This window comes from Bacteroides sp. OF03-11BH (genome assembly GCF_003604005.1).
GTDB classification, from domain to species: domain Bacteria; phylum Bacteroidota; class Bacteroidia; order Bacteroidales; family Bacteroidaceae; genus Bacteroides; species Bacteroides ovatus.
The window spans coordinates 20,466-45,962 of the sequence record NZ_QTMW01000018.1 but is presented as its reverse complement, the minus strand read 5'-3'; the positions used below and the strand labels follow the sequence as shown (position 1 = coordinate 45,962).

The window sequence follows — 25,497 nt, the reverse complement described above, 5'->3', positions numbered from 1 at the left end:
GCATGCTCCGAAGTTATGAATTATCTTTGCCAAAAATTTTGAGAGTTATGCGTTTGTCCGAATTAAAAACAGGAGAAAAAGGTGTTATTGTAAAGGTCTTGGGGCACGGTGGTTTTCGTAAACGTATTGTGGAAATGGGCTTCATTAAAGGTAAAACGGTTGAAGTGCTGTTGAATGCTCCGCTAAAAGATCCCATAAAATATAAAGTTTTAGGTTATGAAATTTCTCTTCGTCGTCAGGAAGCTGAAATGATCGAAGTTATCAGCGAAGAGGAAGCAAAGAAACTGGCCGAGAAGACTGTTTATCATGAAGGATTACCTGAAGACCTTTCAGTAAAAGAAGAAGATATGAAACGGTTGGCGTTAGGTAAACGCCGTACCATCAATGTTGCTTTGGTCGGAAACCCGAACAGTGGCAAGACTTCTTTATTTAATCTTGCATCCGGTGCTCATGAGCATGTTGGAAACTACAGCGGCGTAACCGTGGATGCCAAAGAAGGTTATTTTGATTTCGAAGGCTATCATTTCCGTATTGTCGATTTGCCGGGAACTTATTCTTTGTCTGCTTATACGCCGGAAGAAATCTATGTGCGTCGTCATATTATCGATGAAACTCCGGACGTGATTATTAATGTAGTCGATTCCTCTAATCTGGAGCGAAACTTATATCTGACTACTCAATTGATAGATATGAATGTCCGCATGGTGGTAGCTCTGAATATTTATGATGAGTTGGAAGCCAGTGGAAATACATTGGATTATCATCTGTTGAGTAAGTTGTTCGGGGTGCCGATGTTGCCTACTGTCAGTAAGAAAAATCGTGGATTGGATACCTTGTTTCATGTTGTTATCAATCTGTATGAAGGAGTAGACTTCTTCGATAAACAGGGAAATATGAATCCGGAAGTTCTTAAGGATTTGACCGAATGGCATGATTCTCTGGAAGATCGTAAGAACCACGAGGAAGAGCATTTGGAAGATTATGTACGTGAACATAAAAAGACGGGGCGTGTCTTCCGGCATATTCATATCAATCATGGTCCTGATATCGAAAAAGCGATTGAAGCTGTAAAAAGTGAAGTGTCCAAAAACGAATTTATCCGTCATAAATATTCTACCCGTTTCCTATCCATTAAATTGTTGGAGAATGATCCTGACATTGAGCGCATTGTGCGGACATTACCAAATGCGGATGAGATATTCCATGTCCGTGATAAGATGTCGAAGCGTGTTCAGGACACAATGAATGAGGATTGTGAATCGGCTATTACGGATGCTAAATATGGATTTATCAGTGGTGCACTGAAGGAGACATTCACAGATAATCACTTGGAGCAGGCGCAGACAACAAAAGTGCTGGATTCGATCGTAACTCACCGTGTCTGGGGATTTCCTATTTTCTTCCTTTTTATGTATCTGATGTTTGAAGGTACGTTTGTCATTGGAGAATATCCGATGATGGGGATTGAATGGCTTGTTGAGCAGATTGGTGACTTGTTGCGCAATAATATGGCGGAAGGTCCATTTAAAGATTTGCTGATTGATGGAATTATTGGTGGGGTAGGAGCGGTTATTGTCTTTTTGCCGAATATCTTGATTTTGTATTTCTGCATTTCTCTTATGGAAGATTCGGGTTATATGGCTCGTGCAGCTTTTATCATGGATAAAATCATGCATAAAATGGGATTGCACGGAAAATCATTCATTCCTTTGATTATGGGATTTGGATGCAATGTACCTGCTATTATAGCTTCCCGTACTATTGAGAACCGGAAGAGCCGTCTTATTACAATGTTGGTAAATCCTTTGATGTCTTGCAGTGCGCGTCTGCCAATTTATTTATTGTTGGTGGGTGCTTTCTTCCCGAACAATGCAAGTCTGGTGTTGTTAAGTATTTATGTGATTGGTATTGTACTGGCTGTGGTAATGGCCCGCTTGTTTAGCAAGTTTCTGGTGAAGGGTGATGATACTCCATTTGTGATGGAACTTCCACCTTACCGGATGCCGACAGCAAAATCGATCTTCCGTCACACATGGGAAAAGGGAGCGCAGTATTTGAAAAAGATGGGAGGCATTATTATGATTGCTTCTATTATAATCTGGTTCTTGGGGTATTATCCGAATCATGATGCTTATGAAACAGTTGCCGAGCAGCAGGAAAATTCTTATATCGGCCAGTTGGGACGTGGTATAGAGCCAGTTATAAAACCACTGGGATTTGATTGGAAACTAGGTATTGGCTTGCTTTCCGGTGTGGGAGCGAAAGAATTGGTAGTAAGTACATTAGGTGTCTTATATGCAGATGATCCGGATGCTGATTCAGTAAGTTTGGCAGAACGAATTCCGATTACTCCATTGGTTGCTTTCTGTTATATGTTGTTTGTATTGATTTACTTCCCGTGTATTGCGGCGATAGCGGCTATAAAACAGGAATCGGGTAGTTGGAAATGGGCGCTTTTTGCTGCTTGTTACACAACGGGATTGGCTTGGCTTGTATCATTTGCTGTTTATCAGATTGGAGGATTGTTTGTATGAATAATTGGCAAGATTGGGTAGTCGGAGTACTGGTTGTACTCTGCATTGCCCGCGTCATATATGGAATATTTCGTTTTTTTCGTCGTACGCGAGAAAATCAGAATCCTTGTGACAGCTGTGTAAGTGGCTGTGAACTAAAGGATATGATGGACAAGAAACGCGGAGAGTGCGATGTAAAGAAAAAAAGTACAAAGAAAAATTGCTGCGGATAGTTGGTAGTTTCAAAATTTGTACTACCTTTGCAACCGCAAACGAGAAATAATGGTTCCTTGGATGAGTGGCTTAGTCAGCGGTCTGCAAAACCGTGTACGGCGGTTCGAATCCGCCAGGAACCTCAAGTAACACTTTGAATTCCTTGAAAGTCAAGTACTTTCAAGGAATTTCTTTTTTGGGGGACCATTCTGGGGACCAATTAGGTAGTATATTATGGATATACCGTTACTGCATGCGCTAATCCTTTTTATTTTAGGTTTTTCCCTACTGACAATTATGGAATTCACTTATTAATTCTGATTTTCCTGCGTTACTTTTGTTCTAAACCAAAAGAAAAACGCCATGAAAAAGATTTTATTTATCCTGTTTGTTGCCCAGTTTATTTTGGCTCCTTATATAATAAAGGGCTATGGTGCAAATCTTGTTGAAGATAATTACGAGTATTCGGGAGTTGACCAAGGGAGAGAGACTGTTGAAAAGGATATCTTAGGGAATATCATCATTCGTGATGATAAAGGCAATAGAAAGACTATTGAAAAGGATATTTTGGGGAACATCATTATCCGTGATGATAGAGGCAATAGAAAGACTATTGAAGAAGATATTCTAGGAAATACCATTATCCGGGACGATAAGGGTAATAGAAAAACTATAGAGAAAGATATTCTGGGAAATACTATTATTCGCGATGACAAAGGTAATAGAAAGACGATTACAAAAGATATCTTTGGGAATACTATTATCGAGGATGATAAGGGGAATAGAACAACTATTAAAAAAGATATTTTTGGAAACGAAATAATTGAATATGGTAACGGTCATGGGAAAATTATTAAAAAGGATATTTTTGGAAATACAGTCATTGAGGAGTATTAAAATGTACTTTTTAAAATGATAATATATGGGATGTCATTTGAGATAGGGGTTATTCACAATATCGTGGATAGCCCCTTATTGTATGTTATAACCTGGCAATAATATTTTCGCTATAAAATCATATTATAATCGTAAAAGTGTATATATTTGCATAGTGCGGAGATAAAATATTTATTTCTAAGTTATTCAAGGATAAAGAAATGGAACACAAACAATTACTAACTGTATTTAATTCACTTCCTGTTGGAATAGGTTTCTTCACAGCCGATGGCACTCTGGTAAGATGCAATGAAAGCTTCTGCCGAATTTTTGGCGCTGACTCGCAAACGCTTCTTGGTAATAAACTCAACATAAATGAAAATTCTGTGGTTCCTGACGTGGTGAAGGAAGCAGTTCGTCGTTGTGTTCCGGTACAGATGAGTTTTTTGTATGATTTCGATAAACAGAGAACCGATAAACGCTTTTTCTCTACGCGTACCCGGACCTGCTATTTGAAATGTAATGGTAATCCTCTTTATGACAATGATGGCAAGTTTGTTAATTACATTTTTATCTTTGAAGATATTACAGAAACGGTGAAAAGTGAAGAGGTACTCCGTCAAAGTCGCCGGAAAACGGAGCTTGCTATGAAGGCAGCCAACATCATGTTTTGGGAATTTGATGCAGTGGCCAAATTATTTTATAGTGATAATGAACCGCTGAATGGATACGATCAGTCTAAGCCAGTTAGTATGGCACTATATCTGGAGACTTTGCATCCGGATGACCGTAGTCAGGTTACTGAAGTAATGGAAAGAATGAGCAATGGGGAAGATTTTTCTTTTTCTTTTGATAGCAGGGTTATGTTACCGGATAGCTCAACCTGGCAATTTTGTACGATAAGCGGTGCTCCTTATGAATTTGATTCTAATAAGAAGGTATTGAAATATGTTGGTACCCGAAAGAATAATACGGAGGTGCAGAAAAAGGAGCAGTTCTTCTATAATATATTAAATAATCTTCCGTTATCTGTTCATATCAAAGATGTAGAGAATGATTTCCGCTATGTTTTTTGCAATGAAGAGAGTAAGCTCATGTTTGGTACCAGCGAAGATAAAACTACTTATGATGTGCTGAGTGAAGAAGAAGTAGAGCGTATTCAGAAGACTGATTTAGAGGTATACAATACTGGGAACCCTTATTTCGGCATGGAACGTATTATACTGAAGGATGGACGCAGCTATGATACTATTGTTCGCAAAAGTATAATTGAAGATGATGGCAAACGCTTTCTGTTAAATACCCGCTGGGATCAGAGTTTACAAAATGAACTGAAGCGTCGTGCACAGCTGTTAACTGTCACTATGGAAGCGATGAATGCCTTCACCTGGTTTTTTGAGCCGGCTAAGAACAGGGTGAGTTTCGGTGAAGGTTTTGATAAAAATGGGAAAAAGGCATCAGAAATTAATTCGGTCGAGAAATATCTGACTCTCGTACATCCTGATGACCGACAAAAGTTTGCTGAAACTTTGCAAAAGGCGGTAGAACTAGGAAGCGGTGTATGGGATGTGGAATATCGCATTGACTTTAAAGGAGATGGCATGTATCAATGGTGGGAAACGCGTGGCCTTGTTGAAACCACAACTTTGAACGATGCTCCTTATAAGTATTTGTTCGGTATGACGCAAAATATCGATTCCTATAAGCAGACTGAATTGACCTTACTAAAGAATAAAGAAATACAGGACGCTTTGGTACGACAGAATGAACTGGTTCTTAACAATACGAATTCAGGGTTGGCCTACATCACGAAGGAATATATGGTTCAATGGGAAAATATTTCGTTATGTTCAAAAAGTCTTTCTTTTGAAGCCTACAAAAAAGGTGAACTTTGCTATAAAAGTACATATAATCGTACTTCTCCCTGTGAAAATTGTGTGATGCAACGTGCTTTTGTTTCATTACAGACGGAACAGATGAAGTTTTCGTTGGACAGTGCGCATACCGTTGAAGTGTTTGCCACTCCCGTAGTTCTTGAAGATGGATCTGTGGATGGTGTTGTAATTCGCGTGGATGATGTAACGGAGCGTGAAAAAATGATTAAGGAATTGCAGGAAGCCAAACATCAGGCAGAGCAGTCTGATAAATTGAAATCTGCGTTCCTGGCGAATATGAGTCATGAAATCCGTACTCCCTTGAATGCTATTGTAGGTTTTTCGGAGTTGATGGCTTATGCCGGAGAAGAAGAAAAGGCGGACTATATCCAGATTATTAATAGTAATAATGAGTTATTGCTAAAACTGATAAATGATATACTTGATTTATCCAAGCTGGAAGCCGGTTCGGTAGAACTGAAATACGAACCGTTCGACTTATCCGAACATTTTGAAAACATGTTTACTTCCATGAAGCAGCGCCTGAAGAATCCGGATATCGTGTTAACTGAAATCAATCCTTATCACTGTTGTCGGGTAACTCTGGACCGTAATCGCGTGGCACAAATTATAACGAATTATGTCACTAATGCTATCAAATATACTTCAAAAGGTTCTATTAAAATGAGATATGCATGTAAGGATGGAGGCGTTTATTTTTATGTGAAAGATACCGGTATTGGTATAGCTGATGATAAAAAAGGAAAAGTATTCCAGCGTTTTGAGAAACTTGATGAGTTTGCCCAAGGTACCGGACTTGGACTTTCTATTTGCAAGGCAATTGCAGAAGCTATGGGAGGTAAAGTCGGCTTTGAATCGGTACACAATGAAGGATCGCTGTTTTGGGCATTTTTACCTTGTGAAGTCGATACACTTTCTATGGTAGAAGAGAAGAAAGAAGAGAATATCTCCGGAGGAGAGTTTGGTGCGAATGACGAAGTGATGGAGAAGAGTGCCGGTCGGAAAACAATTCTCATAGCTGAAGATATACAAAGTAATTATCAGCTGGTGTCTACTATCCTGAAGGATCATTATGATTTACTGCATGCGGAGAATGGGCAAAAGGCAGTGGAAATAGCGCGTAGCCAACATGTCGATTTGTTGTTGATGGATATGAAAATGCCTGTACTGGATGGATTGAAGGCTACAGCTGAAATACGTAAGTTTAATGCTAGCTTACCTATCGTCGCACTTACCGCCCATGCTTTCGATTCTGACCGGATTGCTGCAATAAAGGTCGGCTGTAATGAATATCTGGTTAAGCCGCTTGAAAAAATGAAATTAATGGTGGCATTAAAGAAATATTTATAATCTTTGCATTGTGAATATCTGGAATTAGTTGAATATATCGATGAATCGTATTAAAGGTATACTTTATGCGGCGGTATCCTCCTCCACTTTTGGGCTGGCTCCGTTTTTTTCTATAACTCTGTTGTTAGCTGGTTTTTCGGCTTTCGAGGTGCTTTCTTATCGTTGGGGAGTGGCTGCTATTGTATTGACACTGTTTGGATGGTGTTCGGGATGTAATTTCCGGCTGGCAAAGAAAGATTTGTTAGTCGTTTTTTTATTAAGTTTGTTGCGGGCAACCACCTCATTCAGTTTGCTCATTGCCTATCAGAATATAGCCACGGGGGTAGCATCGACTATTCATTTTATGTATCCGTTGGCTGTATCATTGGCAATGATGTTTTTCTTTCATGAAAAGAAATCTCTTTTGGTGATGCTTGCTGTTTTAATGTCTTTGTTTGGTGCTGCTTTACTGTCATCGGGAGAGTTGGAGGCGAAAAGTGGTGATACAATAGTAGGATTGGTGGCGGCTTGTATTTCTGTCTTTTCTTACGGAGGATACATCATTGGGGTTCGAACAGCACGAGCCGCTCAAATCAATTCCACTGTACTGACATGTTATGTTATGGGGATGGGAGCTGTTTTCTATCTGATAGGAGCTATGGCAACTTTCGGGCTTCATCTGGTGACAGACGGTTATATATGGCTGATTATTTTAGGACTTGCATTGCCGGCTACGGCTATTTCCAATATAACTTTGGTACGGGCAATTAAGTATGCGGGACCTACACTGACTTCTATTTTAGGTGCGATGGAACCACTGACAGCCGTTGTGATCGGTGTCTTTGTTTTTAAAGAACTGTTTACCCTGAATAGTGTTATTGGAATTCTTTTGATTTTGTTGGCTGTGGGTATGGTAGTATTTCGTAAGCAAAAATCTTAAAGAAGATATTAATAAAAAATGCTGCTTATCTGATGTGATAAACAGCATTCATTCTGGAGAGCCTCTTGTCGGATTCGAACCAACGACCCCGAGATTACAAATCACGTGCTCTGGCCAACTGAGCTAAAGAGGCGTTTTTCTTTTGCGGGTGCAAAGGTATGAATTTCTTTTAAAAATGCAAATACATCGCATACTTTTTTTATATTTGCAAAGTTACCAATGATTAGATGAAAATGAAAATTATGAATGTATGTAGTGTGGCGCTTTTAGCCATAGGTATATGGGCTTGTTCCGGACAGAAGAAAGGAACGGCGAATGTTGAAGTTGCAACAGATAGTGTAGAAGTAACTGCGGATGCAAAATCAGTTCAGGCAGATAGTACAGGATATATTGTTCGGGTAGGAGAGATGGCTCCGGATTTCACAATTACCTTGACAGATGGGAAGCAAGTGAGTTTATCTTCCCTTCGTGGTAAAGTTGTCATGTTGCAGTTCACTGCAAGCTGGTGTGGAGTTTGCCGTAAAGAAATGCCGTTTATCGAGAAGGATATTTGGTTGAAGCATAAAAATAATGCAGACTTTGCTCTGATTGGCATTGACCGTGACGAACCGCTTGACAAAGTACTGGCTTTTGCAAAATCTACCGGAGTCACTTATCCGTTAGGACTGGATCCGGGAGCTGATATCTTTGCGAAGTATGCATTACGTGAATCTGGAATAACGAGAAACGTGTTGATTGATAAGGAAGGGAAAATTGTAAAGCTGACTCGTTTATATAATGAGGAAGAGTTTGCTTCTCTTGTGCAGGCAATTAATGAAATGCTGAAATAAAAGAGAGCCTTCATCAGATGTTTCCAACGGAACATATATGAGTATATAAAAATAGTAACGCTATCCTGATGTGATGGCGTTACTATTTTGGTTATATAGTGACGCTATCCGGAGTGTATACCGTCACTATATGAAGATGTATTTTCAAGCAATGCTAAGTTTGACCAGGTAATCGTAATGCTTTCCTTCTTTTATCAATTCTGCCTTAAAACCACATTCGGAAGCATATAAGCTAAGAGTCTGGAAATCTACATATAACCAGTCGAATGTGTCTCCTTTTACATCTTTATATTGCATTTGGAAGTCGATCTCTCCGTAGTAATCTCCGGCCAGATCGATGACTATGCTACCGTCTTCCTCTTCAAAAAGATAACGCAAATCACTGGAATCCATAAATATGCATCCACCGGGGTGGAGAATACGTTTCATCCGTTGGAAAAATTCGGGCATATTATTCAGCCGTCCGATGATTCCGGAACCATTCATGAGCATTAGGATTGTATCGAATGTTTCGGAAAATGTTTCATCAAAAAGGTTGATGAGGCGGGGATCGTTCACTCCGCGTTGTTTCATTACTTCGACAGATAAGGGAGAAATATCAATGGCGCATACGTCTTTTCCCATTTCCTGAAGTGCCAGCGCATGGCAACCACTTCCGGCACCTACATCCAAAATCCGTCCAGTAGCCATTTGCAGGGCGGTACGCTCTAGTATAGGCATAGACTGTATACTACGAAACAGTTCTTTGACGGGAATTTCATCTTCTTCGAATTGAGAAGAAAATACCCGCAAACGATCAGCTCTATGATGGTTGAAATAGTCAGAAATAGCGGCTCCCATCGGGTCCTTTTCTGCAGAAAGAATTGTTGTTGCCATTGGTGGTTACGATTGTTAACTTTGCAAAGATAAATAAATCCGTAGAAAAGGGTTATCTTTGCCATCGGAAATGTTGAATACTAATAAATGATTATATGAGTATAGAAGAAGCAATCATGGGTGGTATCGTTTTTAAAGGTAAGAAAGATAAGCCCAAAGAAGAGGAAAAGGTGAAAACGAAAGCGAAAAAAGCGACGTATATTCGTGGACAACATGGTTCGGGTGCAGCGAAGATGAAAGCAGATATCCGGAAGAAAAGAGCTAGCCGACATAAAAAATAAAGGCTGTAGCAATAAACGGATCATCAATCCGGTTGCCTTTTAATCATTGAGGAGTGGCTTTTTTCTGATTAAGCAACTGGCAAGGTGGTGTTTATTTTCGGATACATATTTATAGTATTTGTTGTTTTAGGTATATATACTATGTGTTTGATAGATCATATATTCTACATAAAAAGTGGGGGCAGGATAATTATCCTGCCCCCACTTTTTATATAAAATCACTTCTGTGGGAGTATTTCAATCCAGTAATCATCCGGGTCATTAATGAAATAAAGCCCCATGGCAGTGTTCTCAAAACATACACAATTCATTTCTTTGTGATAGGCCCTGATTGCATCGTAATCACCGGCTACACGAAAACATAGGTGACTTTCGTTTTCCCCCAGTTCGTATGGAGCAGTATGATCTTTGAGCCATGTCAATTCCAATAGGAAACCTGTTTCATTATCTGTCAGGTAAACTAGTGTGAATGAACCGTCGGATGCTTCTTTCCGATGATGTTCTTTTAAGCCGAGTGCTTTCTCATAAAAAGCGATACTCCGCTCCAGATTTGTAACGTTGATATTAAAATGGTCAAATTTACTTTTTATTTCCATTGTTGCAATTTTCCTTATTTTTTCATTAAGAGTTTCACAATTTCTCCAACATAGGTACGGGGTTGTCCGGCTTGCGGAGTTGTCTGTGAAGGCATTTTCTTACATTCGATAACAGCTGAAGGAGTTGTCTGGTTCGGGGCATACAATTTCAGTGTATAGCTGTCTGCCTTTTCTATTGCCTCATAAGGTTGGTCGGGTGAAAGTGTGCAATATGCAACAGCTTTTCCTGATTGATACCCCAATGCACCACCTGCATTTGCAGTCATATTGGTCATGTTGAACTCATCTTTTCCAATACTGATTACTAATTTACCACTTCCCATTGAGGCATATACTTCGCCCGGAATTTGTTTCAAATCAATTTCTGTATAACCGGATGCATCGGATGCAACTGTGGTAGCCGGAGTGGCAGGAGTCAAAGTAGCCGCAGGAATGGTGGTTTGAGCAGATTCGGTAGTGGTAACTTTACCTCCCTGACCGATAACGATCGGGCCGGCAGCGGCCATAACAGATGGTTTTTGTTGCTCTTCTTCTTTCTTCTTTTTCTCTGTCTTCGGACGAGTATCAGGTGCTCCGAAAGCTACTGCTACATCCATAAACATATCATCTGCGAAGTCTACAGTTTTTCTACGCCATTTAGCCAGGCCGCGCACTAATTTGGTCTTTGCTTTATTGAGCGCATATTTATCAGTAATCCATTCTTCCGCTTTGTATTTCTCTGTTTCGCGATAAGTGAAACGGATTTTCTCAAGCTCTACTAGGCAGTTGCCGGGTTTACAGGTAACGGTAATCTGATAGTTGACCAGTGTACGGTCTAATGACAGAGCACTGGAACTGAAAACAATCCATTCTTCTCCAACACCGGCAATTGTCCCCTTTGCTTCGTCCGAGAAAACAATGCGGCTATCAATATTTTTATTTTCTTTCAGACGTTCGTCCATCCACTTTGTCATTGTGTCGTAGATTTGTGCCTGACTCATTCCGGGAATCTGGAACTCTTTGGAAAATACTACTTTACCATCTACTTCAGGAACAGCTCCTACAAGGTACCTGGTGTCGTCTTTCTTCTCTTTTGCAGAATCTGCCTTCATCGCCATCGGCAATGCAAGGAACAGGGTAAGAAACAGAATCGTAAATTTATTCATAATTATCATGTGTTTATTTGGTAATCTCAAAACTTTCGCCCCGATGGGTGATGCTGATAAAACGGCATCCGACATTTTCAGCAAAACTACGAAGCGCATTCCCCCCCTCATAATCTTCACTGAAGTGCATGGGCACAAATATAGTAGTTTTTATTTGTTCGATGAACTGTTTTGCCCCTTTCATGTAATCTTTTCCCATTCTCCGATCCACCGGGAATAGTACTAAATCGATGTTTGGCGCTTTTTCTTTTAAATATTTAACTTCTGCAAGGAAATCACCATTGGCTTTTCGGATCTCTTCTTCAGTAGATTCCTCACTCCAATGCCAGTTGTTCAAGTCGCCGGCATGGAAAATACTCCAATCTTGCAGGTGAAGCAAGAACGAACTGCCGACATCCGTTGAGCCGAAAGCATCGATACGAATTGTCTCGTCTTCGTATGTTTCTCCTTTTTTAATATAGAAAGCATCTTCGGCTTTGGCACGATGGGATTTCAAGATATCTTTGGAGAAAATATATTGAATGTCGGGGCGTTGTTCTTTCCAGGTCAATATCTCACGGTTAAAGTGGTCGGGATGGAAATGGGTGGCCAATACATATAGTTTACCCGGCCTTTGCAGGAGATAATCATGTACGATTCCCCGGTTATGTTCCGTTTCGGAAGAATCTTTGTAGTAATCGATGATAACGGTTACACCTTCCATTTCGATGGCGAAACCGCTGTGATAAATATAATCCAGTGTCATAAGCTGACTATTTTATAATTGCAATATTACGTATTCTAGTTGGAGTTGCCAAGAAAAATCGACGAAATCAAGGAGCAAGACGACTGATTTTCCATTCCCCGTCCGGTTGCAGGGTATATAGAAAACGGTCATGCAGACGGTTGGGGCGTCCTTGCCAGAATTCAATCCTTGTAGGGGTAACGGCATATCCGCCCCAATTATCGGGCCTCTCCACTTCTTTTCCGATCCACCGGGCTGCCTCCCTGACAAAAGACCGTATTAATTGCATTCGGCTTGTTATAGGTTGACTTTGGGGAGAAATTCGTGCACCGACCCGACTTTTATAAGGACGTTTCCGGAAATATTCATCCGATTCTTCCGGAGGAACTTTCGTCGCTATTCCCTCTATATGTATTTGTCTTTCGAGGGCGTGCCACACAAAAGAGAGGGAGATATACGGATTTTGTGCCAATTGCCTGCCTTTACGGCTTTCATAATTGGTATAGAAGACAAATTTTCCATCATGGAGCCCTTTTAATAATACGGTACGCGTGGACGGTCTCCCTTCAGGGGATACGGTTCCTATAATGACAGCAGTTGGTTCATCCACCTCTGCGTCAATTGCTTCTTGCAGCCAACGACTGAAAAGCGAAAGCGGGTCGCCCGGAAGTTCATTTTCCCGCAACCCGCCTTTCGTATATTCCTGTCGGATATCTGCTATGTTTAATTTCTCCATAAGATTATCTGGCAGTTTTAGTTCTTAATTTCTAATGATGGAATCACATAGGTACTTCTATTAATAGAATATGTGAATCTTTCAGTGTCTCCAGTTCGAAACTGTTGGTATCGTAAACACCCATACCGTCCCGGCGTTTCAACACTTCGCCATCTACTACAACTTCTCCTTCAATGAGGAAAATATAGACGCCTGCATGACTTTGATGCATGTGATAACCCAGTTTCTTCCCGGCTTCTACTTTACCGATTGAGAACCAGGTATCTTGCAAAAGGGAAGCAGGTGTACTGCCGTCGGGAGATACGATGACTGCCAGTTCATTCGGACGTTCCAACTCTGTGATACTGAAATCCTGATAAACGGGACGGGTGTTCCGTTCTCTCGGCATAATCCAGATTTGCAGGAATTCTACTGGTTCTACAGGACTTGCATTCACTTCACTGTGGAAGATTCCCGTTCCGGCACTTATTGTCTGAATTTCTCCAACAGTAATGATGCGGCTGTTCTTCTTGCTGTCTCCATGTTGCAGATGTCCTTTCAGAGGGATGGAGATGATTTCCATATTCTTATGCGGGTGAGTCTGAAAACCTTCTCCGGGTGCAACTTTGTCATCATTCAATACGCGAAGGGCACCAAAGTTGATACGATTGGAGTCGAAGTATTCGTCAAAACTAAAAGTATGGTAACTATCCAACCAATCGTACTGGGAATGTCCTCTTGTATCTGCTTTATGTATTACTTTTTTCATAAAATCTGTCCTTTCTCTTATTTGTTTATATGTTTTGTAAACAAAGAAAGGAGCTTAAAAGTTTTATTTCTTCACTTCATTTAGCAAAGGCTTATGATTGATAAAATCTTTTATGTTTTGCAGGGTGGTCACCGCAATATTCTCCATCGCTTCATGTGTGAAAAAAGCTTGATGAGAAGTGACTATCACATTGTTGAATGAAAGTAAGCGGGCGAGTACATCATCGTCGATGATGCGGTCGGATTGATCTTCATAAAAGTATTCGCTTTCTTCCTCATATACGTCCAGTCCTGCGGAACCTATTTTCTTGTTCTTCAACCCTTCAATCAATGCATTGGTATGAATCAGCTGTCCACGGCCGGTATTGATAATCATAACTCCGTCTTTCATTTTGCTGATAGAGTAGTCGTTAATCAGATACTTGGTCGCTTCGGTGAGCGGGCAATGCAAAGAGATGATATCCGAATTGTGATATAGTTCGTCCAGTGAAGTATAAACTATTTGTTCTTCACGGGCGAAGTTATGGTCCGGATAGAGGTCGTAAGCCAATATGTTCATTCCAAACCCTTTTAAGATGTGAATCAGTATTTTCGCGATTTTTCCTGTACCGATGATGCCTGCTGTTTTTCCGTGCATATCGAATCCCATCAGACCGTGCAGGGAGAAATTACCATCTTTGGTACGCCAGGAAGCACGGGGAATTTTCCGGTTTAGCGATAGCATAAGAGCTACGGTGTACTCTGCAACGGCATAAGGAGAGTAGGCAGGAACCCGTACTACGGTAATTCCGGCAGCGGCGGCAGCATCTAAATCTACATTATTAAATCCGGCACAGCGTAGTGCCAATAGTTTTACTCCGTTGGCTGCCATCACACGGATTACTTCTGCGTCGGCAACGTCGTTCACAAAGATGCAGACAGCATCCACTCCTTGTGTCAGTAGTACGTTGTTCTTATTCAGATGCCCTTTGTAGTAGCGTATCTCAAACCCGAACTCTTTGTTTTTGTCATTGAAAGAGGACTCATCATAAGGCTTTGTGCCGAAAAATGCAATTGTATAGGCCATAATATTATTCTATAAATTATATAATATTAAACGTTGGAACAGGTGAATTTGTTTAATCAATCCATCATTCGAAAAACAGATTGTTTCATTAGAAACAGTTTGATTTTTCAATTAAAATGGCGGATAAATGAAAATAATTGCACAAATATGTGCTCCCTGTGCAATATTGTTATATCTTTGCGCCGAAATAATTTTAAAAAAGATTTAGATGAGAAAAATTTCGTTGATTGGTCTTGCAATGTTGATCGTTTCAATTCCAACTTTTGCCGGAGATTATCTAACCAATACGAATCAGAATGCTGCTTTCTTACGCATGATAGCCCGCGGCGCTTCCATCGATGTTGATGGAGTTTATAGTAATCCTGCCGGACTGGCATTTCTTCCCAAAGATGGTCTTCAAGTAGCACTTACTATTCAAAGTGCATATCAGACCCGTGATATTGCTGCAACAAGTCCTTTATGGACCATGGACGGACAGACTACTGTGCGTAATTATGAAGGGACGGCTTCTGCTCCCGTTATTCCTTCCATACATGCTGTCTATAAAAAAGGTGATTGGGCGTTTTCCGGTAGCTTTGCCATTGTAGGTGGTGGTGGAAAAGCTTCTTTCAACACAGGATTGCCTATGTTTGATGCGGCTGCTATTAGTTTGGCAAATTCTGCGAGTGGAGGGATGCTGAAACCTAATATGTACAATATTAATTCGGCTATGGAAGGTCGTCAGTACATCTATGGTTTTCAGTTAGGAGCAAGTTATAAGATTAATGAACACTTCTCTGTTTTTGCTGGTGCGCGTATGAATTATTTTACTGGTGGATATAAGGGGCACTTAAATATTAGTCTGAAAGAGGGTGTGGCTCAACAGTTGGGTGCTGCTATAGTACAACAAATCATGGCTGCTAATCCTGGTATGAGTTTGGAACAAGCAACTCTGGCAGCTCAGGCACAATCGGGTCCTTTGCTTCAAAAACTGGATGATACAAAGATTGAGCTTGATTGTGACCAGACAGGTTGGGGATTGACGCCTATTATCGGTGTAGATGCTAAATTCGGAAAGTTGAATTTGGCAGCGAAGTACGAATTTAAGGCTAATATGAATATTGAAAATGATACGCATACGCGTGAGTTTCCGGATGCAGCTGCGGATTTTATGGCACCTTATGCGAATGGTGTGAACACGCCGAGCGACCTTCCTTCTATGCTTTCTGTAGCAGCAAGTTATGAATTTTTGCCATCGTTGAGAGCGTCGGTAGAATACCATTTCTTTGATGATAAGAATGCCGGTATGGCGGATGGCAAACAGAAGACACTGAAACATGGTACACACGAGTACTTGGCCGGTGTTGAATGGGATATCAATAAACTGTTCACAGTCAGTGGAGGTTATCAGAAAACAGACTACGGATTGAGCGATGCTTTTCAATCAGATACAAGTTTCTCTTGTGATTCTTATTCTGTAGGTTTCGGAGGTCGCATTAATTTCACACAGGCATTGAGCCTTGATGTTGCTTATTTTTGGACTACATACAGTGATTATACCAAAGAAAATCCACGACGGGGTGGTTTGCCTGAATCAATGGCATCATTAGTAGATAAAGACGTTTATAGCCGTACCAATAAAGTATTTGGCGTGAGCGTGAACTACAAGTTCTAAATTTCTAATCCTTTATATGTATAGAAAAGCCGTCTCGGACATGATGTTGAGACGGCTTTTTTGTTTTACTGTTCTATGTTTATTTAGAAAGAATACTGTACCAGCATATTCAACCGGTTAGCGTGACGAGTTGCGGAACTGAAATCAGTGCGCCATCCTCTTAAATATTCAACACCGACTTGCAGGTTACTGCTTACATTCCAGAAAGCATTAGCTACCAGGTATTGTCCTTTGCGATAGGATTCCGGATTTTCACTTGGATATCCGTTTTCAGAATAAAGTCTGGATAAACTATATGTACCGGATATAAAGATGCTCGGACAAAGGTTGTATTGCAACCCTGCATACCATCCCAGCATTGGGAGAACCTGCATTTTTCCCTCATTATCAGGATCGGGAACGATATCTACGTTCAGATTACTTAAATCGTTCAGGTAAGATCCGATACCTTTTCCATAATTAAACTGTCCGAATGCCTGTAATTTCTTCGTAATATTGAAGGTTGTAGATGCTTGCAGACCGAAGCCGGTGGCGGAATAGGCTTTCTCATGTACATTACTTGAGTAGGTCATACTACGGACAATGGCACCTAATTTAACGTGACTGCTACTATTCCAGTTATACTGTACGGAAGTGGCAAAGTCCGGCATTCGTTGGGTGTTGATAGACAAGTCATTGTTGGTTGTACCGTCTACTGAAGGCATTTCCATCGAAACACCGAATTTCCAGTTTTTCAACTTATCGCACATATAGCTCAATTGCGTAGTGCGGTAAAAGGCTGATCCGTTAGGACCTGCAAAGTCGATGGTAGGAGGCAGTGCGGAGAGGTCCATGAACGAACCGTAGCTGTATCCGATCGTGAAACCGAGGAATTGCGCATAAGCATTCTGCAATTCAAAGGTTTTTCCGTCACCCCGGAAGTTTCCGGCTGTGTAGACAACGAAGTCTCCCAGATGTTTCGTACGTCCTACCAGTTTGAGGAATAGGGTAGAAGTGGTGATGTCCATCTGGAATTGATTCTTGGCAAAATTGCCGCTTCCGCGTTGTGGAATCAATGCCGGATAGAAATCGACATCATTTACGATACCGTTAAAGTCATACTCTGCTGTTGCACGAACATATCCTCCGATACCCAGGGCAAATTTCCCTTTCTGGTCGGTTAGCAGGAAACGGGGAGCATTCGGGTCGTGGAAACGCATCTGCGAACGGTCGTTCATGATTCGGATGATTTCATCTCCTGCTTTGTTTTTCGAAACAAACATGATAGAGTTCGGTTCTTCATCTTCGATGACTACCTTCTGTTGTGCATAGGCACAGAGGGGGAAAATTCCTATCCCCAGTAGCATAGCTACCATTTTAAAGCTTGTTTTCATTATCAGTTAAGTTTTAGGTGAATGCCCAATGAACAACTAAAAAAAGAAATGGTTGAGAGGGGCAAAGGAAAAATTGCCAAACTAATCGGAAGAATTGCTATTTATAATGATTCTAAAAAAACTGACCTTTGTATCGTACTAATTAGATAAAGGAAATACGACGATGGAAAAAGTTGATTTTACTCAAGGAATATTAGCGATACAACCGGATTTGCATCGCTTCGCATATAAATTGACGGCAGACCGCGAATCTGCTAATGATTTGGTTCAGGATTGTTTGTTGCAGGCATTAGATAATCAGGAGAAGTTTACGTATAGCAAAAATCTGAAGGGATGGATGTATACGCTTATGCGTAATATTTTCGTGAACAACTACCGTCGCACAGTTCGCGAAATGAACCTGATTGATGATAGTTACTCCATCAATCAACAACATCTGATAGAAGATGAAGATGCTGATAGATTCGAGTTTACGTATGATATGAAACAGTTGTACAGGGTGATACATTCCATACCGGAAGAGATGAAAGTGCCTTTTCAGATGTTTGTAGCCGGATTTAAGTATAGAGAAATTGCCGAAAAATTAGGATTGCCGATGGGAACGGTAAAGAGCCGTTTGTTTTTCATCCGTAAGCGGTTGAAAGAGGAATTGAAAGATTTCTCCTCCTGATGCAGATGCCTGATTGAGTGATGTGTTTTAAGGTCAAAGTGATGAGCCTTCCTGTCAGAATACGACGACTGACAAGGAGGCTTATTTTTTCTTCAATTATCGGGAAGACAGATTCTGGTAAGATGAATGTGATAATTCCAGTTTTATTTTTTACCTTTGCACTCCGAAAGAATAAAAAATGTATGATGCCGTGAATAGCGGTCGTGTATTCTAGAACACCACGTAAAAAACAGGAATTATGAAAGAAAAAGTATCTGTACCCTTTATGCTGCTGGGCATTCTGTTTAATGTCTGTCTCATTGCAGCCAATCTTCTTGAAACAAAAGTAATTCAGGTAGGTAGTCTGACCGTGACAGCCGGATTATTGGTTTTTCCTATTTCTTATATTATTAATGATTGTATCGCCGAAGTTTGGGGATTCAAGAAAGCGCGGCTCATCATTTGGAGCGGTTTTGCCATGAACTTCTTCGTGGTTGCTCTTGGGTTGATAGCTGTTGCCATTCCGGCTGCTCCTTTCTGGGAGGGCGAGGAACATTTCAATTTTGTGTTCGGTATGGCTCCCCGTATTGTGGCTGCCAGTCTGATGGCTTTTCTGGTAGGCTCATTTCTCAATGCGTATGTGATGAGTAAGATGAAAGTAGCCAGTCAGGGGCGTAACTTTTCGGCTCGTGCCATCTGGTCGACTGTTGTAGGTGAGACTGCCGATTCATTGATTTTCTTCCCGGTAGCTTTTGGTGGAGTTATTGCCTGGAAAGAACTGCTTATCATGATGGGGATTCAGATTGTGCTGAAATCCATGTATGAAGTTATTATCCTTCCGGTGACAATTCGTGTAGTGAAAGCCATTAAGAAGATAGACGGTAGCGATGTGTATGACACCGATATCTCTTATAATGTATTGAAAGTCAAAGATATTTAATATAGAATATGAATAGAGAAGCAGCATTGGTTGTGTTTAGTGGTGGGCAGGATTCTACCACTTGTTTGTTTTGGGCAAAACGCAACTTTAAGAAAGTATATGCCTTGAGTTTTCTTTACGGTCAGAAACATCAGAAAGAAGTGGAGCTTGCACGGGAGATAGCCCGGAAAGCGGAAGTGGAATTTGATGTGATGGATGTTTCCTTTATCGGACAGTTAGGTCATAATTCATTGACCGATACTACGATGGTGATGGATCAGGAAAAACCTGCAGATAGCGTTCCTAATACCTTTGTTCCGGGACGTAATCTGTTTTTTCTAAGTATCGCAGCAGTATATGCCCGTGAACGTGGTATTAATCATTTGGTAACGGGAGTTTCTCAAACAGATTTCAGCGGTTATCCCGATTGCCGTGATGCCTTTATCAAATCTCTTAATGTAACTCTCAATCTGGCTATGGATGAACAATTTGTGATTCATACCCCTTTGATGTGGATTGATAAGGCAGAAACATGGGCATTGGCCGACGAACTGGGGGTATTGGAACTGATTCGCACCGAGACTTTGACCTGTTATAATGGCGTTCAGGGAGATGGTTGCGGACATTGCCCGGCTTGTACATTGCGTCGGGAAGGATTGGAAAAGTATTTAAAAAGTAAGAATCAATAATATCTCTACATAGAGATTAAAATGCGTTTTTTTGCTGTCATCTGTCACATTGTTGTAGATAAATGTTTGATTATAAGATTTTTAGTTTGTGACAGCAAGTAGTGACAGCAGCTAAATTTGACATTTTGCCGTCACATCTATTGTCACCGGTAAGTTCTAATTAATAAATGATAGTAGTTTCTGTCCGGAATGTATTGGCTTAGATTAGTTTCAACAGTTTGAAACTGTTGTTTCATCGGTGAGAAACTAAAGTTTCAACGGTAGGAAACTAAAGTTTCTAACGCTTGAAACTATAAGTTCCAAGACTTGAAACAGTTTGTTCCAAGTAATGAAACACTTTGTTTCAAGGCGGGAAACACATTGTTTCAGGCAATGAAACACACCGTAACAAGTAAGATGAGGAGAAAGCAAACGTAGGATAAGAGTTGATGGTGATAGGTGATAGATGCGGTGATAGGTTGTGAAATGAATCCTTCACCACTAAAACCTCGATGAATAAGGCGTTTGAGGCAGGACGGTGATAGGTGAAAGAAGAAATGCGTTTTTTTGTTTAGAGTAGAGGTTGTAGTTAATGAGTGCAATGACAGAATTAAAAGACCAACTTTCCTTATTAGGAAGAAAAACCGAGTATAAACAAGATTATGCTCCTGAAGTACTGGAAGCCTTTGATAATAAGCATCCTGAAAATGATTACTGGGTACGTTTCAACTGCCCGGAGTTCACAAGTCTGTGTCCTATTACCGGACAGCCGGACTTTGCCGAAATACGTATCAGCTACATTCCTGATATAAAAATGGTAGAAAGTAAGAGTTTGAAACTCTATCTTTTCAGTTTCCGCAGTCATGGAGCCTTTCATGAAGATTGTGTGAATATCATAATGAAAGATCTTATCCGATTGATGAGTCCCAAATACATAGAAGTAACGGGAATATTTACTCCTCGTGGTGGTATTTCCATTTATCCGTATGCCAATTATGGTCGTCCGGGAACAAAGTTCGAACAGATGGCAGAACATCGTTTGATGAATCGGGAATAATATAAATAAAAGAATTCACTAGCTAAAAAGATCGAATATGACTCATCATGTGCCTGCTGAATTACAAAACTATGTTCGGCAAAGTATTATTCCTCAATACGCTAACTTTGATAAAGCGCATCAAATTGACCATGTAGAAAAGGTAATTGAGGAAAGTCTGAAATTAGCGACGCATTATGAAGTCGATTATTCGATGGTTTATGTCATCGCTGCTTATCATGACCTGGGGTTGTATGAAGGACGTGAATTTCATCATATAACCTCCGGCAAAGTGTTGTTAGCCGACGAAACTTTGCGGCGTTGGTTTACGGATGAGCAGCTGTTGCAGATGAAAGAGGCGATAGAAGATCATCGGGCTTCCAATAAACAGGCTCCCAGAACAATCTATGGAATGATTGTTGCCGAGGCTGACCGAATTATTGATCCCGAAGTCACTTTACGCCGTACCGTACAATATGGGCTGTCTCATTATCCGGAGATGGATAAAGAAGAGCAATATGCCCGTTTTCGGAAACATCTAACTGAAAAATATGCAGAAGGAGGGTATCTGAAGTTATGGATACCCCAATCGGATAATGCCGGACGGTTGGCAGAACTTCGGAATTTGATTACTAATGAAGACGAACTCCGGCAGGTATTTAATAAACTTTATATAGAAGAGAAGAATGGATAATGATATCCATCTTCTTTATTGTATAATTCATTTTTCACGGTGCATCTTTGTGGATGTAGTTTATTCATGATGATACGGCCCTCCATTCAATATAGTCATCGCCCGATAAATCTGCTCAACGAATATCAGCCGGATCATCTGATGAGAGAAAGTCATCTTCGACATTGAAATCTTTTCGTGTGCCGCTTGATAAACCTTTTCTGAAAAGCCATAAGGCCCTCCGATAATGAATACCAGTCGTTTGTTGACCGTGTTCATTTTTCGCTTCATATATTCGGCAAACTCCAGAGAACGCATTTCTTTTCCGTGCTCATCGAGCAATACCACCACGTCGCCCGGTTGGAGAGCTTTCAATATCAGTTCTCCTTCCTTTTCTTTCTGCACTTCCATTGAAAGACTCTTCGTGTTTTTCAATTCAGGAATCACTTCCATGTCAAAAGTGAAATAGCGTTTAGTGCGCTGGATATAGTCGTTGATAGCAGTTATATAGTGTTGTTCTACGGTTCGTCCTACGACGAGCAAGGTTGTTCTCATACGTCTACAATTCTGATTATTGCACAAAAATAGGCATTTTTTATGTTATTCTGCAATTAATGCTTACCTTTGCCTATCATTAGTTGAAAGTTTAAGCCTTTAAACTTCAACTTAAAAGCTTGTAATTATGAAAAAACGAGTGCTCGTAGGAATGACCGCATTGCTTCTTTCCCTCTCGTTGCTAATGGCGCAAGAGATACCGGCAGGAGTGATTACGGCATTTAAAAGAGGAAGCTCGCAAGAGCTAAGTAAGTATATGGGGGACAAGGTAAACCTGGTGCTCCAAGGTCGCTCGACAAACGTTGACAAACAGAAAGCAACAGCTGCGATGCAGGAATTCTTTACGAAGAATAAAGTCAGCGGATTTAATGTGAACCATCAGGGAAAACGGGACGAATCGAGTTTCGTTATCGGTACGTTGGCTACTACTAATGGGAACTTTCGTGTGAACTGCTTCCTGAAGAAAGTGCAGAATCAATATTTAATACATCAAATAAGAATTGACAAGATCAATGAATAAGGAAAAAGAACTGATCGACAAGTTGATCGATCTTGCTTTTGCAGAAGATATAGGTGATGGCGATCATACCACCCTTTCATGTATTCCCGCTACGGCAATGGGAAAATCAAAATTGCTTATCAAAGAAGCCGGTGTGTTGGCTGGCATCGAAGTAGCTAAAGAAATCTTCAACCGTTTTGATCCTACCATGAAAGTGGAAGTGTTTATCAATGACGGAACAGAAGTGAAACCGGGTGATGTAGCAATGGTAGTGGAAGGAAAAGTGCAATCTTTACTTCAAACCGAACGCCTGATGTTGAACATGATGCAGCGTATGAGCGGCATTGCAACAATGACCCGTAAATATGCAAAGGTATTGGAAGGTACAAATACCCGTGTGCTTGATACCCGCAAAACAACTCCCGGTATGCGTATCCTCGAAAAAATGGCAGTGAAAATCGGTGGCGGAGTAAACCATCGTATTGGTCTGTTCGACATGATTCTTCTGAAAGACAATCATGTGGACTTTGCCGGAGGTATCGACAAAGCCATTACTCGTGCCAAAGAATATTGCAAGGAAAAAGGCAAAGACCTGAAAATAGAAATAGAAGTCCGCAGCTTCGACGAACTGCAGCAAGTTCTTGATCTCGGCGGAGTAGACCGTATCATGTTTGATAACTTCACTCCCGAAATGACAAAGAAAGCAGTAGAGATGGTAGCAGGCAAATACGAAACCGAATCTTCGGGTGGTATCACCTTTGATACTCTTCGTGAGTATGCCGAATGTGGCGTAGACTTCATCTCTGTAGGAGCTTTGACTCATTCAGTGAAAGGGCTGGACATGAGTTTCAAAGCATGCTGATAGTATATAATAAGCGGTGAACTGTAAGCGGTGAACGATAAACAGTAAACGGTGGATATTTTGTAGCATGATTATGCGCAGCTTTGTTCATCATTTACCGTTTATCGTTCATCGTTTTTTCTTTCCCGTTTATTATTATCTATCCTTTAACTTCTTTTAGCAATATTCCTTGCAGCATTCCTCAAACTCTCGCGTCTAATGAGCAAACGACGCAGACATACGTTCGATTTTAAAAAAAAGTAATTGACTTTGGAAAACGAGATAGAACTGATAAAGGGCTGTCGGGCAGGAAAGGATTCAGCCCGAAAGGAACTTTACACTCTCTATTCCAAGCAGATGCTGGCGGTATGTTTCCGCTATACGGGCGATATGGATGCGGCGCACGATGTACTGCATGACGGTTTCATCAAGATTTTTACCAACTTTTCGTTCCGGGGTGAGTCTTCACTTTGTACATGGATTACCCGGGTGATGGTTACTCAATCACTCGATTTCCTGCGACGGGAGAAGCGAGTCAGCCAGTTGGTAGTGCATGAAGAGCAGCTTCCCGATATACCGGATATATCGGATTCGGGAGGAGGGGCTGGAATCTCCGAAGAGCAGTTGATGGCTTTTATTGCCGAATTGCCGGATGGTTGCCGAACCGTTTTCAACCTTTATGTGTTTGAAGAGAAATCGCACAAGGAGATAGCCAAGATGCTTCATATTAAAGAGCATTCATCTACTTCGCAGCTGCACCGGGCCAAATATTTGTTAGCAAAAAGAATTAAAGAGTATAGAAATCATGAAGAAAGAAAATGATGAAATAACCGATCTGTTTCGCACGCGTCTCGCTGATGCCGGGATGAGTGTACGGGATGGCTTTTGGGAAGAGCTCTCGCAGGAAATTCCTGTGGCTTGCCAGCATCGTCGTCGGATTCTGCTCTTCCGTGTAGCGGCTGCGGCATCTGTATTGCTTGTTTTGGCAGCCTCGTCGGCTACTTTCTTGTATTTCTCTCCAAAGGAGGAAATGGAAGAAGCATTTACAAAGATAGCCGTGACGAATGGAGGACAGATGGATGGAGATGGAATACGCGTCAATCAGTTGCCGTTGCCGGTAGAACCGGTGTTGCCGAAACCGGCTCCGAAATCTTACGGTATGCTGTCGCAATATACGGAGGAAGAAGATTCTCTTTCTATCACTTTCTCTATGTCGTTTTCTTTTTCTTCCACTACTTCTACGGGAAATGGCAACCGATATGGTAATCAGGGGCATAATGGTTATTGGCAGGCAACAAACGGTAATACAGGATCATCTGTCGCTTCGGAAGAACAGTCGAATGTCGATATGTCTCAACCCAAAGCAGTGAAAAAGCATCGCTGGGCGATGAAAGTTCAAGTGGGTACAGCACTTCCGGCAGATAACGGTACTTATAAAATGCCGGTTTCCGCAGGGGTGACGGTAGAGCGTAAGTTGAACGATTTTCTTGGCATAGAAACCGGATTGCTCTATTCGAACCTTCGTTCTGCAGGGCAGCACTTGCACTATCTGGGAATCCCCGTTAAAGTGAACGTGACGTTGGTAGATACGAAAAAAATCGACCTTTACGCTACTGTAGGAGGAATAGCCGATAAATGTATTGCCGGTGCACCGGACAACAGTTTTAAAGAAGAACCTATCCAGCTGGCAGTGACTGCCGGTATTGGAATCAACTATAAGATTAATGACCGACTTGCTGTTTTTGCCGAACCCGGAGTTTCGCATCATTTTAAGACAGATTCGAAATTGGCTACGGTACGAACAAAACGGCCGACTAATTTTAATTTACTTTGCGGACTCCGCATGACGTATTAATCCTTATG

At 41.0% G+C, this 25,497-nt stretch carries 26 protein-coding genes and 2 tRNA genes; 18 read left to right on the top strand and 10 right to left on the bottom strand.

The features are described 5' to 3' along the window. The first annotated feature begins 47 nt into the window (after window positions 1-47). The 6 genes from feoB (at window position 48) to DXA54_RS14665 (ending at window position 7,766) form a co-directional block, all read left to right on the top strand. Window positions 48-2,534 carry a ferrous iron transport protein B gene (gene feoB / locus DXA54_RS14690; RefSeq protein WP_004311369.1) on the top strand — a complete coding sequence of 829 codons (2,487 nt, stop codon included), beginning with the start codon at window positions 48-50 and terminating at the stop codon, window positions 2,532-2,534. Beyond that, the gene (locus DXA54_RS14685) at window positions 2,531-2,746 is read left to right on the top strand and encodes a hypothetical protein (protein WP_004300786.1); all 216 of its coding nucleotides are present in this window, start codon (window positions 2,531-2,533) and stop codon (window positions 2,744-2,746) included. Before feoB ends, DXA54_RS14685 begins: the two co-directional genes overlap by 4 nt. A gap of 51 nt (window positions 2,747-2,797) precedes the next feature. Next, window positions 2,798-2,869 (top strand) — tRNA-Cys (locus tag DXA54_RS14680). 220 nt (window positions 2,870-3,089) lie between these two features. Then, window positions 3,090-3,623 (top strand): hypothetical protein, encoded by a 534-nt coding sequence (locus DXA54_RS14675; RefSeq protein ID WP_120079857.1) that lies wholly within the window; start codon window positions 3,090-3,092, stop codon window positions 3,621-3,623. 200 nt (window positions 3,624-3,823) lie between these two features. Further along, window positions 3,824-6,847 (top strand): PAS domain-containing protein, encoded by a 3,024-nt coding sequence (locus DXA54_RS14670; protein ID WP_120079855.1) that lies wholly within the window; start codon window positions 3,824-3,826, stop codon window positions 6,845-6,847. 40 nt (window positions 6,848-6,887) lie between these two features. Beyond that, on the top strand, window positions 6,888-7,766 hold the full coding sequence (locus tag DXA54_RS14665; protein WP_120079853.1) for a DMT family transporter: 879 nt from the start codon (window positions 6,888-6,890) through the stop codon (window positions 7,764-7,766). Between the two features lie 59 nt (window positions 7,767-7,825). On the opposite strand, the gene DXA54_RS14660 is transcribed toward DXA54_RS14665, so the two are convergent. Further along, window positions 7,826-7,899: transfer RNA gene (locus DXA54_RS14660), tRNA-Thr, on the bottom strand. A 94-nt stretch (window positions 7,900-7,993) separates the two neighbouring features. Here DXA54_RS14660 and DXA54_RS14655 point away from each other — a divergent pair. Continuing rightward, entirely contained in the window at window positions 7,994-8,596 is a 603-nt protein-coding gene (locus DXA54_RS14655) for a TlpA family protein disulfide reductase (protein WP_004300781.1), read from the top strand. Between the two features lie 144 nt (window positions 8,597-8,740). Here DXA54_RS14655 and DXA54_RS14650 read toward each other — a convergent pair whose 3' ends face one another. After that, complete coding sequence (locus DXA54_RS14650) at window positions 8,741-9,472, bottom strand: class I SAM-dependent methyltransferase (protein ID WP_022200195.1); 732 nt, start codon at window positions 9,470-9,472, stop codon at window positions 8,741-8,743. Between the two features lie 95 nt (window positions 9,473-9,567). On the opposite strand from DXA54_RS14650, the gene DXA54_RS14645 reads away from it, so the two are divergent. After that, a complete protein-coding gene (locus DXA54_RS14645) occupies window positions 9,568-9,753 on the top strand; it encodes a hypothetical protein (protein WP_004300779.1) in 186 nt (61 codons plus the stop codon). A gap of 218 nt (window positions 9,754-9,971) precedes the next feature. Here the strand turns inward: DXA54_RS14645 and DXA54_RS14640 are convergent, their stop codons facing one another. The 6 genes from DXA54_RS14640 to DXA54_RS14615 form a co-directional block, all read right to left on the bottom strand. After that, a complete protein-coding gene (locus DXA54_RS14640) occupies window positions 9,972-10,349 on the bottom strand; it encodes a VOC family protein (protein WP_004304308.1) in 378 nt (125 codons plus the stop codon). Window positions 10,350-10,363: 14 nt separating this feature from the next. Continuing rightward, window positions 10,364-11,494, bottom strand: a complete 1,131-nt coding sequence (locus tag DXA54_RS14635; protein ID WP_120079851.1) for a DUF4468 domain-containing protein — start codon at window positions 11,492-11,494, stop codon at window positions 10,364-10,366. 13 nt (window positions 11,495-11,507) lie between these two features. Beyond that, complete coding sequence (locus DXA54_RS14630; protein WP_120079849.1) at window positions 11,508-12,239, bottom strand: MBL fold metallo-hydrolase; 732 nt, start codon at window positions 12,237-12,239, stop codon at window positions 11,508-11,510. 67 nt (window positions 12,240-12,306) lie between these two features. Further along, window positions 12,307-12,954, bottom strand: coding sequence for a pyridoxamine 5'-phosphate oxidase (gene pdxH, locus DXA54_RS14625; protein WP_120079847.1), 648 nt, complete (start codon window positions 12,952-12,954; stop codon window positions 12,307-12,309). 43 nt (window positions 12,955-12,997) lie between these two features. Continuing rightward, window positions 12,998-13,702, bottom strand: a complete 705-nt coding sequence (locus DXA54_RS14620) for a pirin family protein (RefSeq protein ID WP_120079845.1) — start codon at window positions 13,700-13,702, stop codon at window positions 12,998-13,000. Between the two features lie 63 nt (window positions 13,703-13,765). Then, the gene (locus DXA54_RS14615; RefSeq protein ID WP_004300772.1) at window positions 13,766-14,767 is read right to left on the bottom strand and encodes a 2-hydroxyacid dehydrogenase; all 1,002 of its coding nucleotides are present in this window, start codon (window positions 14,765-14,767) and stop codon (window positions 13,766-13,768) included. A gap of 208 nt (window positions 14,768-14,975) precedes the next feature. Here DXA54_RS14615 and DXA54_RS14610 point away from each other — a divergent pair, with 208 nt between their 5' ends. Beyond that, on the top strand, window positions 14,976-16,421 hold the full coding sequence (locus DXA54_RS14610) for an OmpP1/FadL family transporter (protein ID WP_008648779.1): 1,446 nt from the start codon (window positions 14,976-14,978) through the stop codon (window positions 16,419-16,421). 83 nt (window positions 16,422-16,504) lie between these two features. On the opposite strand, the gene DXA54_RS14605 is transcribed toward DXA54_RS14610, so the two are convergent. Then, entirely contained in the window at window positions 16,505-17,794 is a 1,290-nt protein-coding gene (locus DXA54_RS14605; protein WP_004321443.1) for a DcaP family trimeric outer membrane transporter, read from the bottom strand. Between the two features lie 163 nt (window positions 17,795-17,957). Here DXA54_RS14605 and DXA54_RS14600 point away from each other — a divergent pair, with 163 nt between their 5' ends. From DXA54_RS14600 to DXA54_RS14580, 5 genes are all read left to right on the top strand, one after another. Continuing rightward, entirely contained in the window at window positions 17,958-18,464 is a 507-nt protein-coding gene (locus DXA54_RS14600; RefSeq protein WP_004300768.1) for an RNA polymerase sigma factor, read from the top strand. A gap of 238 nt (window positions 18,465-18,702) precedes the next feature. Beyond that, entirely contained in the window at window positions 18,703-19,383 is a 681-nt protein-coding gene (locus DXA54_RS14595) for a queuosine precursor transporter (RefSeq protein ID WP_004304261.1), read from the top strand. Between the two features lie 8 nt (window positions 19,384-19,391). Continuing rightward, on the top strand, window positions 19,392-20,051 hold the full coding sequence (gene queC / locus DXA54_RS14590) for a 7-cyano-7-deazaguanine synthase QueC (protein ID WP_004300765.1): 660 nt from the start codon (window positions 19,392-19,394) through the stop codon (window positions 20,049-20,051). Window positions 20,052-20,631: 580 nt separating this feature from the next. Beyond that, window positions 20,632-21,087, top strand: coding sequence for a preQ(1) synthase (gene queF / locus DXA54_RS14585; RefSeq protein WP_004321441.1), 456 nt, complete (start codon window positions 20,632-20,634; stop codon window positions 21,085-21,087). 37 nt (window positions 21,088-21,124) lie between these two features. Further along, window positions 21,125-21,760 carry an HD domain-containing protein gene (locus DXA54_RS14580; protein WP_004321440.1) on the top strand — a complete coding sequence of 212 codons (636 nt, stop codon included), beginning with the start codon at window positions 21,125-21,127 and terminating at the stop codon, window positions 21,758-21,760. Between the two features lie 60 nt (window positions 21,761-21,820). On the opposite strand, the gene rlmH is transcribed toward DXA54_RS14580, so the two are convergent. Continuing rightward, entirely contained in the window at window positions 21,821-22,294 is a 474-nt protein-coding gene (rlmH, locus tag DXA54_RS14575) for a 23S rRNA (pseudouridine(1915)-N(3))-methyltransferase RlmH (RefSeq protein ID WP_008648776.1), read from the bottom strand. Between the two features lie 127 nt (window positions 22,295-22,421). Here rlmH and DXA54_RS14570 point away from each other — a divergent pair, with 127 nt between their 5' ends. The 4 genes from DXA54_RS14570 (at window position 22,422) to DXA54_RS14555 (ending at window position 25,489) form a co-directional block, all read left to right on the top strand. After that, window positions 22,422-22,814 (top strand): DUF4783 domain-containing protein, encoded by a 393-nt coding sequence (locus tag DXA54_RS14570; protein WP_004326554.1) that lies wholly within the window; start codon window positions 22,422-22,424, stop codon window positions 22,812-22,814. Further along, on the top strand, window positions 22,807-23,655 hold the full coding sequence (gene nadC / locus DXA54_RS14565; protein WP_008648774.1) for a carboxylating nicotinate-nucleotide diphosphorylase: 849 nt from the start codon (window positions 22,807-22,809) through the stop codon (window positions 23,653-23,655). Before DXA54_RS14570 ends, nadC begins: the two co-directional genes overlap by 8 nt. Before the next feature lie 249 nt (window positions 23,656-23,904). Next, complete coding sequence (locus DXA54_RS14560; RefSeq protein ID WP_004300758.1) at window positions 23,905-24,456, top strand: RNA polymerase sigma factor; 552 nt, start codon at window positions 23,905-23,907, stop codon at window positions 24,454-24,456. After that, window positions 24,440-25,489, top strand: a complete 1,050-nt coding sequence (locus DXA54_RS14555; RefSeq protein WP_004304254.1) for an outer membrane beta-barrel protein — start codon at window positions 24,440-24,442, stop codon at window positions 25,487-25,489. The genes DXA54_RS14560 and DXA54_RS14555 overlap by 17 nt, the downstream gene beginning before the upstream one ends. The last annotated feature ends 8 nt before the right edge of the window (window positions 25,490-25,497 follow it).